A 14,643-nucleotide genomic window follows, 5' to 3' on the forward strand; every position below is an offset into this window, starting at 1 on the left:
GCGCGGTTTTTCGAGGGAGGAAAGGGCGCATGACAGACAGCAACAAGGTAGTGCTCGCCTATTCCGGCGGCCTGGACACGTCCGTGATCGTGCGCTGGCTGCAGGAACACTATGGCTGCGAGGTGGTGACCTTCACCGCCGATATCGGCCAGGGCGAGGAGGTCTCGCCGGCCCGGGCCAAGGCGGAGGCGCTGGGGGTCAGGGAGATCTACATCGAAGACCTGCGGGAGGAGTTCGCCCGCGACTTCGTCTTTCCCATGTTCCGCGCCAACACGGTCTACGAGGGTGAGTATCTGCTGGGCACGTCCATCGCCCGGCCGCTCATCGCCAGGCGCCTCATCGAGATCGCCAACGAGACCGGTGCCGACGCGATCTCCCACGGGGCCACCGGCAAGGGCAACGACCAGGTGCGCTTCGAACTGGGTGCCTACGCGCTCAAGCCCGGTATCCGCGTCATCGCCCCCTGGCGGGAATGGGATCTGGGTTCCCGTGAGTCGCTCATGGCCTACTGCCAGCAGCACGACATCCCCGTCGATTTCGCCAGCCAGAAAAAGAAATCGCCGTACTCCATGGACGCCAACCTCCTGCACATTTCCTACGAGGGCGGGGTGCTGGAAGACCCGTGGACCGAGTGCGAGGAGGACATGTGGCGCTGGAGCGTGAGCCCCGAGGCGGCGCCGGACCAGCCCACCTACCTCGAGCTCAGCTACCGCGGCGGTGACATCGTCGCCATCGACGGCGAGGAGCTGACCCCGGCGGCGGTCATCGAGCGCCTCAATGCGGTGGGCGGTGCCAATGGCATCGGTCGCCTCGATATCGTGGAGAACCGCTACGTGGGCATGAAGTCCCGCGGCTGCTACGAGACGCCCGGGGGCACGATCATGCTGCGCGCGCACCGGGCCATGGAGTCGCTGACCCTGGACCGGGAGGTGGCGCATCTCAAGGACGAGCTGATGCCGCGCTACGCCGAGCTGATCTACAACGGCTACTGGTGGTCGCCGGAGCGGGAGATGCTGCAGGCGGCGATCGACCAGTCGCAGGCCCACGTCAACGGCGTGGTGCGCCTGAAACTCTACAAGGGCAACGTCATCGTCGTCGGCCGCCAGTCGGCGAACGACAGCCTCTTCGACGAGCATATCGCCACCTTCGAGGAGGACGCCGGTGCCTACGACCAGGGTGACGCCGAGGGCTTCATCAAGCTCAACGCCCTGCGCCTGCGCATCGCCGCCGGCAAGGGGCGCGGGCTCGGCGGGCGCTGAGGCGATGGACGCCGCCACGGAGCGCACGGATGTCGTCATCGTCGGTGCCGGCCTGTCCGGCATCGGTGCCGCCTGGCATTTGCAGCAGCACTGCCCCGATCGCGATTACCTGATCCTCGAAGCCCGGGATGCCATCGGCGGCACCTGGGATCTTTTCCGCTACCCGGGTATCCGCTCGGATAGCGACATGCACACCCTGGGCTACAAATTCAGGCCCTGGCGCGACGGCAAGGCCATTGCCGACGGTCCGGCGATCCGCGCCTATGTGCGCGACACGGCCCGGGAGGGTGGCATCGACCGCCGCATCCGGTTCCGCCAGCGGCTGACGGAAGCCCATTGGGACAGCGCCACCGCCGAGTGGCGGCTGGTCATCGAGGACGGTGCGACGGGCGCGGTGCGGGAACTGCGCACCGGGTTCCTGCTCATGTGCGCCGGCTACTATCGCTACGACCGCGGCTACACGCCCGACTACCCGGGCCGTGGAGACTACCGGGGGGTCTTCATTCACCCGCAGTTCTGGCCCGAGGAGCTCGACTACGCCGGCAGGCGCGTGGTGGTCATCGGCTCGGGGGCCACGGCGATGACGCTCGTGCCCGCGCTCGCGGAGCGGGCGCAGGAGGTGGTGATGCTGCAGCGCTCACCGACCTGGGTGATCTCCCGCCCCGCGCGGGACCGCCTTGCCAACGCGTTGCGCGCCCTGCTGCCGGATACCTGGGCTTACGCTCTTACGCGCTGGAAGAACACCGCCCTGCAGCAGTGGTTTTACCGGCGCACCCGCGTCGCGCCCGGGAAGGTCCGCCGCGCGCTCTTGCGCCGGCTCCGCCGCGCCCTGGGCCCGGACTACGACGTGGAGCGTCACTTCACGCCGCGCTACGACCCGTGGGACCAGCGTCTCTGCCTGGTGCCGGACGGAGACCTGTTCGATACGCTGAAGGAGGGAAGCGCCCGGGTGGTGACGGACACCATCGAGCGTTTCACGGAAAGCGGCATCCGCCTCTCGTCCGGCGAAGAGCTGCAGGCGGACATCATCGTCAGTGCTACCGGTCTCGAGGTGGAAGTGCTCGGCGGTGTGTCCTTCAGCGTCGACGGCGAGCCGGTGGACTTCGCCCGCACCTGGACCTACAAGGGGATCATGTGCAGCGGCGTGCCCAACCTGGTTTCCGTGTTCGGCTACATCAACGCCTCCTGGACGCTGCGCGCCGATCTCACCGCGGAATGGACCTGCCGGCTGCTCAACTACCTGGGTGAGCACCGCCTCGCGGCGGCCACGCCGACGCTGCCGGCGGAGCTGGCCGCCATGCCGGAGCGGGACTGGATCGACGACTTCTCGCCGGGCTACCTGCGCCGGGTAATGCACCGCTTCCCGAGGCAGGGTGACCGGGAGCCGTGGGTTAATCCGCAGGATTATCGCGCGGACCGGAAGCTGTTCCTCGAGGAGCCCATCGATGACGGTGCGCTGGTGTTCAGCGGCGCGGAGAAGGGGAGCAGCCGGGCCGCCTGACCTGCCGCCGCCAGCGGCGGCGCGGGTCCGTGTCGGCCGCTGCCCCGGGGGCCTCAGGAGCCCTCGGGGTCATCGTCGTCCGCTTCATCATCGTCGGTGTCATCGTCGTCATCATCCCGGTCACTCTCGTCATCGATGCCATCATCTTCCGCGTCTTCCCCGTCTTCCCTGTCGTCTCCGTCTTCCCTGTCGTCTCCGTCTTCCCTGTCGTCTCCGTCGTCTCCGTCTTCCTCGTCGGCGGTGTCGTTGCCGGCGTCATCGTCTGCCTCGAGGAAGTTGCCGTCGAGGTCGAAGGTGAGCTCGATGCCGTTGACCAGCACGACCTCGTACTCGTCCTCGTCCCGGAAGGCAATAGCGATATCCTTGCCGGGGTAGTTCGCATCGACGAATTCGATAATGGCCCGGGGCAGGTCCGGGCCGGCGACCGGCTCCTCGTCGTCATCACGGAAGTCGCGTTCTCCGTCGAGCACCGCCTCGAACTCGAACTCGACCTCCTCGGCGTTTCCATCGTTGTCCTCGTCTTCGACCTTTACCAGTGCGCCGATGTCGAGGTTGCCGTAGAACGCGGCCGGCTCGATATCGTCATCCACGGCATTCTCGAAAGCCGCGCCGGCCGTGGTGAAGGTCACGCCGAGGAGGGTCAGGCTGCTGCCCTCGACGAAGGCCTCGACCGGGGCCTGCAGCAGGCGCTCGTCGTTGTCCTCGTCGCGATCGATGCGGGTGGCCAGGAGACGGTTGCCGTCCTGCACCGCTTCGGCCTCGACGTAGTCGCCGCTGCGCAGGTCGTCGAGCGTGAGGAAGGGCAGGGCGTCCCGGTCGTCATCGAACAGCGTGCGGCTGTCCGTGCCGAGTTCGACGGTGCCGCCTGCGAAGCCTAGGGTCACGGTGCCCGCTGCCGCATCGACTCCCGTTGCCGGCGCCTCCAGCTTGATGCGGCCGCGCCGGGCCTGGACGCGGCCGGCGACCAGGACGCTGCCGTCCCAGGTGCCGTCGATCTCGACGACGGCGCCGTTGCGCAGGGTCAGGCCCGCCGGTTCGCGGTCAGCCATCGCCGCATCCACGGGCACCCCGCCGACGCGGAAGCTGCCATCGTCGACATAGGCGACGACGGCGCCTTCCACGCGTGCGGCCTCGCCGGCGGTGAAACGTGCGGCGGGGTCGTCGTCGCCGCTGACGCGCTGCGCGACCAGCGTGGTGCCCTGCAGTGTGCCGCGCACCTCGACCCGTTGGCCGTTGGCCAGCGCGCCGCCGGGCAGGTCCTCGAGGGTCGCGTTGCCCGCCTCCACGACGCGATCGCCGAGGAAGAAGGTGGCGCCGGAGAGGCCGGCTACCACCCCCTTCAGCGAGACCGTACCCTGGCCCGGGAGGAAGTCCTCGTCGCGGTCGATGCGCGTGGCGCGAAGGCGACCGTCCGCTTCCTCGTAGCCAGAGACCTCGACCACGTCGCCGACGGCGAGCGTGTCGAAGGAGACGTCCTCGAAGACCGTACCCGTTCGCTCCGCGATGACCCGGCGCCCGAGGATCGTCAGCTGCAGCGTGGTGGCGTCGGCATTGGCTTCTAGGCTGTCTACCGGGCCCTTCAGTTCGGCGTCGAAGACGACGCGCTCGGCCGTGCCGTTGGCGCCATCGTCAGCCACGGTCCCCGTGACGGTCACCACCATGCCAAGGCCGAGGTCGGCCTCGCTGGCACTCTCGCCGTTGACGGTGATCTCGGCCTCATCGACGTCGAAGCGCACGCCGTTGACGAAGATGCTGCCCGTGCCGTTGATTGTACCGCTGCTGGTGAGGCCGGTGCCGCCGATGCCGCCCCCCGTATCGCCCCCCGGGGGCAGGGGTGCGGCCGCGGCGATGTCGCCGCCTCCGCCTCCTCCGCCGCAGGCGTTGAGGCAGACAAGAAGGACGGCGCAGCTGGCCAGGCGAAGGGGGACGGCGTTCATGGTTCCGGATCCTCGTCGATCTCGTCGTCGTAGTAGTAGATGCCGACGGCGACGTAGCGGGCGCGCTCGTCCTCACCGGCTTCCGGGTCCACCTGGTGCTCGGAAAGCCACCGGTGGTAGGTCTCCAGCAGCGCCTGGGATTGCTCGGTGGATAGCGAGCGGAAGGCGGGCAGGGCGCTCGCGCGGACGCTGTGGTTGGAGACCTTGCGCTGGAAGACCCGCCGGGCCTTTTCAGTGCTGATGTTGTGGCCGATGGTGGCCACCAGCTCGCCGGCGTCCCGGCCGAGGATCTCGAGGTGCTCCACCGGCGTCTGCGTCGGCAGGTAGGCGCGCTCCCGGAGCAGCACCCGGCCCTCCTCGACGACGGCGGTATTGCTGGCCTCGAGGATCGTCAGCATGGCGCTTGGCGGGATATCGCCGCTGTAGTCCTTCACCAGCTCGGCGAAGCTGTGGGCCCCCTCCAGGGGCAGGGCTGCCGGTTCGCCGCGCTCATCCCGGAAGCGCGGGTCCACCAGCCAGCCGCTGACCACCCGGATCGCCCGGTTGTAGCGGCGGGCACGGTCGCTGCCGGCCTCGAGGTCGAGCTCGTGGACCCGCTTGGCCTCCTTGCGCGTGAGGCCCGTGAGGGCGGACACGGCGGAAATGCTGGGGCGCTTGCCCAGCGCCTGCAGGTGGCGCAGCCCCTCGTCCGTGTAGGCCTTGCGCGCCAGTTCGGCAAAGGTGCCATAGGCCATGCCGTGCCGCAGCAGGATGCGGACCAGGGGCTTGAGCAGCCGGTAGACGGCGTGGCGAAGGGCGCTGGTGAGTTCGTCGGGCATTCTGGGAATTTTATCCCAACCAAAGACGTCGTCAAGAGCAATACCCGCCCCTGATCGATCCGACCGATCAATCTTATCAGAATTTACCGTTTCACCGATGCATCCAGCGACCGTACCCTCTTGATGTTCAGGACAGCAGTCCCCATCTGGACCTGGCAAGTCCTTAAACACCCAACTTCAAGGAGGATTCATCCATGAGCACGCAATCGCGCGTCCCGGAAGTCACGTTCAAGTGTCGCGTCCGCGACGAGTCCATCGGCGGCGACAACCCCTATCGCTGGGAAGACAAGACCACCGCCGACATTTTCGGCGGCAAGAAGGTCGTACTCTTCTCCCTTCCGGGCGCCTTCACGCCGACCTGCTCCTCGAACCATCTGCCCCGCTACGACGAACTCTACGACGAGTTCAAGGCGCAGGGCGTGGACGAAGTGGTGTGCCTGTCCGTGAACGACGCCTTCGTCATGTTCAAGTGGGGCAAGGAGCAGGGCAACAAGAACATCTTCCTGCTGCCGGACGGTAACGGCGAATTTTCCCGGAAGATGGGCATGCTGGTCGACAAGTCCAACCTGGGCTTCGGCATGCGCTCCTGGCGCTATTCCATGCTGGTCAATGACGGTGTGATCGAGAAGATGTTCGTCGAGCCGGACTTCGGCGACAACTGCCCGACGGACCCCTTCGAGGTTTCCGACGCCGATACCATGCTCGCCTACCTCAAGGGCACCGAGTCCGAAGGCGTCAGCGAGCCGCGCAAGGCCTTCGTCGGCTGAGACGACCCCGCAAACCCCTGAAAGGTCCTTTGGGCCCCGGGGCGCGTTGGCGCCCCGGGGTTTTTTGTGCTTCGCCGGTTTCCCGGACGAAGACAGGACTTTTCCCGTGTTCACTCGTTGTTCCCGGTTTATCTCGTTCCCGGTTTATCCTAGTTTGCCGGGACGGCTGCCGGGGGGTGCCCCCAGTCGCTCCCCGATACACGCTTGGTGGGGGCACCCCCCGGCACCCGCCCCTACCGCCCTGGATCCACTCCTGCCGCCTTGGGACTATGCAATACGTTAGGGGTTAGTGCGGAATACTTCTCTCACAAAGCGTGTATCGGGGAGCGACTGAGAGCAGTATTCCGCGCTCACACCGGCATGCTGCGATGAGCCCCTGGCGGTCCAGCCACAGCCTTCCGCGTATGGCCTCTCCCCCCGGGAGGCGCTTTTCCTCGAGCGTGAGGATGCTACCATTCGCCCCTTTACCGGATCCGGAGCAGCAGCATGATTCGACGTTTTGCCACCGCCCTTTCCCTCACCTGGCTGGTCGCGGCCGCGCCGATGGCCGGCGCGGCTGAAGCGACCGGAGAGGCGGCCGAGAAAAGCCCCTTCGCCGGCCTCGCCTGGCGCAACATCGGACCGGCCTTCATGTCCGGCCGCATTGCCGATGTCGCCTGGGACCCGACGGACCCCAGCACCTGGTACGTGGGCGTCGGCTCCGGGGGCGTTTGGAAGACGACCAATGCCGGGACTACCTGGAGCCCCGTGTTCGACGACCAGCCCGTTTATTCCATCGGCTCCGTCGCGGTCGACTCGGGCAACCCGAGCCGGGTCTGGGTCGGCACCGGCGAGAACGTCGGCGGCCGCCATGTCGGTTTCGGTGACGGCATCTACCGCTCCGACGACGGCGGCAAGAGCTGGCAGAACATGGGGCTGGCCGAGTCCGAGCACATCTCGACGATCGTCGTGCATCCCGAGGATCCGGATACGGTCTGGGTCGCCGTGCAGGGGCCGCTCTGGTCCCCCGGTGGCGAGCGCGGGCTGTACATGACCACGGACGGCGGCGAGAGCTGGGAGAAGACCCTGGGTGGCGGCAAGTGGACCGGGGTGACCGATGTGGTCATCGACCCGCGGAACCCGGACGTGCTCTACGCGGCCACCTGGCAGCACCACCGCACCGTCGCTGCCTACATGGGCGGCGGCCCGGAGAGCGGCCTGCATCGCTCCGAAGATGGCGGCCGCAGCTGGACGCGCCTCAAGAAGGGCCTGCCGGAAGGCAACATGGGCAAGATCGGCCTCGCCATTTCACCCCAGGACCCGGACGTGGTCTACGCGGCCATCGAGCTCGACCGCCGCACCGGCGGCGTCTGGCGCTCTTCCGACCGCGGCGCCTCCTGGGAGAAGGGCGCCGATGCGGTTGCCGGCGGGACCGGCCCGCACTATTACCAGGAGCTCTATGCCAGCCCGCACCGCTTCGACGAGCTCTACCTCGTCGGCGTACGCGTGCAGAAGTCCACGGACGGCGGCAAGACCTTCGAGACCATGGCGACGCAAACGCAGCACAGTGATATCCACGCCATCAACTTCCACCCGGAGGACCCGGACTACCTGATGATGGGGTCGGACGGCGGTCTCTATGAAAGCTGGGACCGGGGTGAGACCTGGCGCTTCGTCGCCAACCTGCCCGTCACGCAGTTCTACAAGCTGGCGCTCGATGACAGTGAGCCCTTCTACAACATCTACGGTGGCACCCAGGACAACAACACGCAGGGCGGGCCGTCGCGCACGGACAACGTGCACGGTATCCGCAACGCGGACTGGAAAGTGGTGCTGGGCGCCGACGGCCACCAGCCCGCCACGGAGCCCGGCAACCCGGACATCCTCTACGCCGAGTGGCAGCAGGGGAACCTGAACCGTATCGACCTGACCACCGGCGAGACCGTCTACATCCAGCCGCAGCCCGCGCCCGGCGACCCGCCGGAGCGTTTCAACTGGGACGCGCCGATCCTCGTCAGCCCGCACCAGCCGACCCGCCTCTACTATGCGTCGCAGCGCATCTGGCGTTCTGAGGACCGCGGCGACAGCTGGACGGCGATTTCCGGCGACCTCACCCGCGACCAGAAGCGGGTGGACCTGCCGCTCATGGACCGGAACTGGGGCTGGGACGCGCCCTGGGACCTGTTTGCCATGTCCATGTACAACACCATCACCTCCCTGGCCGAGTCGCCGCTGGTCGAGGGGCTGCTCTACGCCGGTACCGACGACGGCCTGATCGCCGTCTCCGAGGACGGCGGTGAGAACTGGCGGCGGCTGGAGGTCGGCAAGCTGCCGGGGGTGCCGGAGCGCGCCTTCGTCAACGATATCCGCGCTGACCTTCACGACCCGGACACGGTTTACGTCGCCCTCGACAACCACAAGTACGGCGACTTCTCGCCCTACCTGCTGGTCAGCCGGGACCGCGGCAAGAGCTGGAAGAGCATCGCCGGCGACCTGCCCGAAAAGCACCTGGTCTGGCGCCTGGTGCAGGACCATGTGCGCCCGGAGCTGCTCTTCGCGGCAACGGAGTTCGGTGTTTTCTTCACCATCGATGCCGGTGAGCACTGGCACGAGCTGGACGGCAACATGCCGACGATCCCGCTGCGGGACATCCAGATCCAGCGCCGGGAGAATGACCTGGTGGCCGCGAGCTTCGGCCGCGGCTTCTTCGTCCTCGACGACTACACGCCGCTGCGCGAGCTGACCCCGGAGATACTCGAGGCCGAGGCGACCCTGTTCACGCCGCGCGACGCGGACTGGTACCACGAGCGCGGCGTGCTCGGTTCCACCCGCCGGGGCAGCCAGGGCGATGCGCTCTACGTCGCTGACAACCCGCCCTTCGGCGCGGTGCTGACCTACCACCTCGCCGAGGGTTTCGAGAGCCGCGAGGCGAAGCGCCAGGCCGACGAGAAGGCCCGCCGGGAAGCTGGCAAGGCGGTCAGCTTCCCCGCCTGGGAGGCCCTGGAGGCCGAGCGGCGGGAAGCCGCCCCCGCGCTCGAGCTGCTCATCCGCGACGCCGACGGCACGGTGATCCGCCGCGTGCCGGCCCCCGCGGAGAAAGGGTTCCACCGGGTGGCCTGGGATCTCCGCCACCCCTACCGGGGTTCCATCGAGACGCCGGACAACTGGCAGGGGCTGCCCCCGAAGGGCTTCCTGGTGGAACCCGGCGAGTACAGCGCCGAGCTGGTCCTCGAGGAGAACGGGGAGACCCGCGCGCTGGCCGGGCCGGTCAGCTTTGCCGTGGAGCGGCTCTACGAGGGTGCGCTCGAGGGTGCTCCCATGGCGGAAGTGCAGGCCTTCTGGCAGGCCGTCGCCGCCGTGGAAGGTCAGCTGAGCGCCGCGCGCTACGCGCTCGAGGATGCGGTCGAGACCGTCGAGGCCATGCAGACGGCGCTGGCGAAAACGCCCGCGGCCCCCGGTGAGCTCGACGCGGAGCTGCACGCCCTGCGCCAGCGCCTGTACGACCTCGACCAGGGGCTCAATGGCCATCGCTCGAAGCAGGCCATCGGCGCCGATGAGGTACACCGGGTCGGCACCTGGCTGTCCCACGCGAAGATGGGCGTGAGCAATTCCAGCTACGGGCCGACGCCGGCGCACCGCCAGTCCCTCGGCTACGCCCGCGAGGCGCTCGCGCCGCTGCGCGAGAAGCTGAACGGCATCCTCCAGACGGAGCTCCCCGCCCTGCGTGCGGCGCTCCTCGAGGCCGGCGCTCCCTGGAGCCCCGGCCAGGTCGTCCCGGCCGGAGAGTGACCGCAAGCCACCGCCGTCGACGCGCCGGGCCGGCGCGCCGGCTGGTGCTTGCCGGCCTCTGCGTTGCGGCCGCGGCGCCCGCTGCCGCGGTGAGTGCGCGGGCGGAACCGGTGCTCGAGGTCGTGGAAGTGACCGCCCGGCGCCTCGCCTCCCCGGCCCGTAGCGCGAGCGTTGCCGTCAGCCGCCGGCTCCCGGCCGCCGCCAGCGAAACCGCACCGGTGCTGCCGTCGGACCTGTTCCGCGGCATGCCCGGCACGTTTGTCCAGCAGACCACGCCCGGCCAGGGCATTCCCATCGTCCGTGGCCTGAAGGGTAGCCAGGTGTTGCACCTGGTGGACGGCTTCCGCCTCAATAACGCGTTCTACCGCAGTTCCCCCAACCAGTACCTCGGCCTGGTGCCCACGGCGGGCATCGCCAGCGTCGAGGTGGCCCGCGGCGCGGTGGCGACACTCTACGGCAGTGACGCCATGGGCGGCGCGGTGCAGGTCGTGACCCGTCCACCGGCCTTCGACCGGCCCCTCGCCGCCTTCGGCCGTGCCGCCTGGGTGTCGAGCGACAACGGCCGCCAGGGCACCGGGGGGGTCGCCTGGGGCGACGAAGACAACGCGGTGGAACTGGCGGTGCAGCGGGTGGTCATCGGCGACCGTGAGACCGGGGGCGGCGAAACGGTCGTGCCCAGCGGCTACGAGAGCCGGGGCATCAATCTCATGACCCGCCACCGGCTCCCCGGGGGCGGCGAGTGGCGCTTGCTCGCGCAGCACCTGGAGCAGCCCTCGACACCGCGCGTCGATGAGCTGGTGCCGGGCTACGCGCAGGTCGAGCCTTCGTCCTCGCTCTTCGAGTTCTCCCCGAACGAGCGTTCCTTCCTGGGGCTGGTGGCCGAGCCCGCTGTGGACCGGCCCTGGGCGGACCGGGCGCGGCTGCAGGTCGGCTGGCAGCGCATTGATGATGACCGCAAGACCCGCGACTTCGGCAGTCCGCTGCTGTTCACGGAACAGAACCGGAGCGATCTCTACAGTGCCTCCCTGGTGCTGGCGAAGCGCTGGTCGCCGGCGCACCGCACCCGCTACGGGATGGACCTGGCCAGCGACGAGGTACAGAGTGCGCGCCAGGTCAGGGCGGGCAACGCCGAGCCGGCGGTGGTCGGCGCGCGCTTCCCGGACGGCTCGCAGCTCTCGAGTGCCGCGCTGTTTCTCACCCATGCCTGGTCGCCCCTGCCGGGGACCAGTATCGAGCTCGGCGGCCGTTACAGCCGCTTCCGTGTGGAGCTCGCCGCGACGGCTCTCGACCCCGGTGCGCAACTCGAGCCCGACGACCTGAGCCTGCAGCTGGGCCTGCGCCAGGACCTGGGCGGCGGCTTCGCCCTGCTGGCGAACGTCGCCGAGGGCTTTCGCGTGCCCAACATCTTCGACCTCGGCACCCTGGGGCCACGGCCGGGCAACCGGTTCAACGTCGCGAACAGCAACCTCGGGCCGGAAACGGTGCTGAGCTCGGATATCGGGCTGCGCTGGGAGGGGGAGGGCGCCCGCGCGGAGCTGGTCTTTTTCCACCTCGACTACGAGGACCGCATCACCAGTGTCGAGACCGGCGCGCAGACGCCGACGGGCCGCCTTGTGGTTACCAGCGAGAACATCGGCCGCTCCCGGCTTCACGGTGCCGAGCTGGGGCTTCGGGCACAGCTGGCGCCGCGCCTTGCTCTCGACGCCACGGCGAACTGGACCCGCGGCGAGGACCGGCCCGGTGACGGCACCACGGTTCCGGGCGACCGTATTCCCCCCTTCAATGGCCGCCTCGCCCTGGCCTGGGATCCGGCGGGCCCCTGGCGCGGCCGTGCGGTACTGCAGTTCGCGGCGGAACAGGACCGGCTCAGCCCCCGTGACGTGCGCGACCCGCGGATCGACCCCAACGGCACCGACGGGTGGGCCGCCTGGCACGTGCGCGCGGAGCGCGACCTCGGCGAACGCTGGACCGTGACCGTCGGCCTCGACAATGTCTTCGATACCCGTTACCGGGAGCACGGCTCGGGCCTCGATGCGCCGGGCCGGGGACTCGCTCTGGCGGTCGAAGCGGCGCTGCCGTGAGCGCCAGTGCGCCGCCGGCGGCGCGGTGGCCGCTCCTCGTCGCGGGGCTTTTCATCGCCGCGGCTGGCGGTGGCGTTCGTGCTGCCGATGACGAGGGCGCCTGGGGGCTCGTGATCGAGAACGATGTCTTCAGCGACACGGACCGCCACTACACCAACGGCATCCGCCTGGGGCATATCCTGCCGCACAATGTCACCCCGGACTGGTTGAGGAAGGCGTCGGACCGCACCGGCCTCTTCCCGGAGCACGCCGCTTACCGCACGGTGCTCAGCATCGGCCAGAACATGTACACGCCGCGCGACATCACCATCGACCCACCGGATCCGGCAGACCGGCCCTACGCGGGCTGGCTCTACGCGACAGCCGGTATCAGCGGGCGCAAGGGGCAGCAGCTGAACAGCCTCGAACTGTCGATGGGGGTCATCGGGCCGGCGTCCCTGGCCGGACCGACGCAGGACCGGTTCCACCAGCTCATCGGCTCTGAAGACCCCCGGGGCTGGGAACACCAGCTTCAGAACGAGCCGGCGCTGATGGCGACCTATCAGCGGCGCTGGAACCTGAGGCCGCGGCCCCTGGGGCCCTTCGAGGTCACGCTGTCGCCGCACGGCGGTTTTGCCCTCGGCAACGTGTTCACCTACGCGAACTTCGGCGCCAGCCTGCTGTTCGGGGACGATATCGCCGACCAGTTCGGCCCGCCGCGGATACAGCCGTCGGTACCCGGCGCCGGCCTGGTGGAGGCGAGCGACCGGGGCTGGTATCTGTATGCCAGCGTCGAGGCGCGCGCGGTGGCGCAGAACATCTTCCTCGATGGCAACACGTTCCGGGACAGCGCGAGTGTCGATCGGCTGCCGCTGGTCGGCGACCTGCAGGTCGGTGCCGTCCTCAGTGTGCGCGGGTTCCAGCTGGCCTACACGCACGTTTTTCGCAGTGACGAATTCGAGGGGCAGCGCGACAACGCCAGCTTCGGCGCCTTCAGTGTGCTCCTGGCGTTCTAGGGGCGAGCCAGCGGCCCTCCAGGGGCCGTCCAGGGACCTGCAAGCGTCCTGTCACCCTGCAACGCTATACTCCACACCATGAACGAAGACGAGCTCAGCCCCGCGCCCGGCACCGCCCCGCGCATCGCGCGCGCTTCCGTGCGCCCCTTGCAGTCCCTCGACCTGCTCTCCCGGCGCGAGATGGCCAGCCTCGCCAACGCCGACGCCTCGAGCCACGAGCTGTTCCGGCGCTGCGCCCTGGCGATCCTCAACACCGATGGAGGCACGGACGATGCCCGCACCGTCTACGATGCCTACCGCGATTTCGCCATCGAGGTGGTGCCGGAGCCGCGCGGCCTGCAGCTGGTGCTGAGCAATGCGCCCGCCCAGGCCTTTGTCGATGGCCGCATGATCGCGGGTATCCGCAGCCACCTGTTCGCGGCGCTGCGCGACATCATCTTCACCGAGCACAAGCTCGCCGAGCAGCAGGCCTTCGATCTCAGCACGCCGGCGGGCATCACCGACGCCGTTTTCCGCATCCTGCGCAACGCCAACGCGGTGCGCAGTAACCTGCAGCCGCGGCTGGTGGTCTGCTGGGGCGGGCACTCGATCCCCCGGGGGGAATACGATTACTCGAAGAACGTCGGCTATTCCCTCGGGCTCCGCGGCTTCGACATCTGCACCGGCTGTGGTGCCGGCGCCATGAAGGGTCCCATGAAAGGGGCCGCCATCGCCCACGCCAAGCAGCTCAATCGCGACGGCCGCTTCCTCGGCGTATCGGAGCCGGGGATCATCGCTGCCGAATCGCCCAATGCCATCGTCAACGAGCTGGTCATCCTGCCGGACATCGAGAAGCGCCTCGAGGCCTTCGTGCGCATCGCCCACGGCCTCGTGATCTTCCCCGGCGGCGTGGGCACGGCGGAGGAAATCCTCTTCCTCCTCGGCATCAAGCTGCACCCGGACAACGCCGGCGTTCAACTGCCGCTCATCTTCACCGGGCCGGCGGAGAGTGCGGGTTACTTCCGCGATATCGACCGGTTCCTCCGCAGCGCGCTGGGCGACGAGGTCGCCGAGCACTACGAGATCATCACCGGCGACGCGCCGGCGGTGGCGCGCGCCATGAAGCGCGCCGTGAAGGCTGTGCGCCGTCAGCGCATCGAGCGCAGCGAGTCCTTCAGCTTCCATTGGAAGCTGCACATCCCGCCGGAACTCCAGCAGCCCTTCGTGCCCAGCCACGAGAACATGGCGGCCCTGGCCCTGCACCGGGACCAGCCGCGGCACCTGCTCATCGCCGAGCTGCGCCGGGCTTTCTCCGGCATCGTTGCCGGCAACGTGAAGGATTTCGGCGTGCGCGCCGTGGAGCGGCACGGGCCCTTTTGCCTCTACGGCGAGGGCGACGTGGTCGCAGGGCTCGGCCGCCTCCTCGAGGCCTTCGTGAGCCAGGGGCGCATGCGTATCGACCCGTCCACCTACCGGCCCTGCTTCCGCTTCGGCGGGCCGCGCCCCGCGGAGGCTGCGTCCTGAACGCCCGTCCCACC

Annotated in this window: 9 protein-coding genes; 7 read left to right on the plus strand and 2 right to left on the minus strand. The window is 68.8% G+C overall.

Annotation, left to right across the window (positions count from 1 at the left end):
* Positions 1-29: 29 nt before the first annotated feature.
* On the plus strand, positions 30-1,259 hold the full coding sequence (locus ACX93N_RS00780; protein WP_459426472.1) for an argininosuccinate synthase: 1,230 nt from the start codon (positions 30-32) through the stop codon (positions 1,257-1,259).
* A gap of 4 nt (positions 1,260-1,263) precedes the next feature.
* Positions 1,264-2,760: a flavin-containing monooxygenase gene (locus ACX93N_RS00785; protein ID WP_459426473.1), complete on the plus strand. Its 1,497-nt coding sequence runs from the start codon at positions 1,264-1,266 to the stop codon at positions 2,758-2,760.
* 53 nt (positions 2,761-2,813) lie between these two features.
* Here ACX93N_RS00785 and ACX93N_RS00790 read toward each other — a convergent pair whose 3' ends face one another.
* Positions 2,814-4,697, minus strand: coding sequence for a DUF5666 domain-containing protein (locus ACX93N_RS00790; protein WP_459426474.1), 1,884 nt, complete (start codon positions 4,695-4,697; stop codon positions 2,814-2,816).
* Positions 4,694-5,515 carry a DUF6502 family protein gene (locus ACX93N_RS00795; protein WP_459426475.1) on the minus strand — a complete coding sequence of 274 codons (822 nt, stop codon included), beginning with the start codon at positions 5,513-5,515 and terminating at the stop codon, positions 4,694-4,696. Before ACX93N_RS00795 ends, ACX93N_RS00790 begins: the two co-directional genes overlap by 4 nt.
* 194 nt (positions 5,516-5,709) lie before the next feature.
* On the opposite strand from ACX93N_RS00795, the gene ACX93N_RS00800 reads away from it, so the two are divergent.
* From ACX93N_RS00800 to ppnN, 5 genes are all read left to right on the plus strand, one after another.
* Positions 5,710-6,282 (plus strand): redoxin family protein, encoded by a 573-nt coding sequence (locus tag ACX93N_RS00800; protein WP_459426476.1) that lies wholly within the window; start codon positions 5,710-5,712, stop codon positions 6,280-6,282.
* A gap of 486 nt (positions 6,283-6,768) precedes the next feature.
* Positions 6,769-10,050 carry a VPS10 domain-containing protein gene (locus tag ACX93N_RS00805; protein WP_459426477.1) on the plus strand — a complete coding sequence of 1,094 codons (3,282 nt, stop codon included), beginning with the start codon at positions 6,769-6,771 and terminating at the stop codon, positions 10,048-10,050.
* Positions 10,047-12,131: a TonB-dependent receptor gene (locus ACX93N_RS00810; protein ID WP_459426478.1), complete on the plus strand. Its 2,085-nt coding sequence runs from the start codon at positions 10,047-10,049 to the stop codon at positions 12,129-12,131. The genes ACX93N_RS00805 and ACX93N_RS00810 overlap by 4 nt, the downstream gene beginning before the upstream one ends.
* Positions 12,128-13,126, plus strand: a complete 999-nt coding sequence (locus ACX93N_RS00815; protein ID WP_459426479.1) for a lipid A deacylase LpxR family protein — start codon at positions 12,128-12,130, stop codon at positions 13,124-13,126. The genes ACX93N_RS00810 and ACX93N_RS00815 overlap by 4 nt, the downstream gene beginning before the upstream one ends.
* Before the next feature lie 78 nt (positions 13,127-13,204).
* On the plus strand, positions 13,205-14,629 hold the full coding sequence (ppnN, locus tag ACX93N_RS00820; RefSeq protein ID WP_459426480.1) for a nucleotide 5'-monophosphate nucleosidase PpnN: 1,425 nt from the start codon (positions 13,205-13,207) through the stop codon (positions 14,627-14,629).
* The last annotated feature ends 14 nt before the right edge of the window (positions 14,630-14,643 follow it).

This window comes from Pseudohaliea sp. (assembly GCF_054552115.1).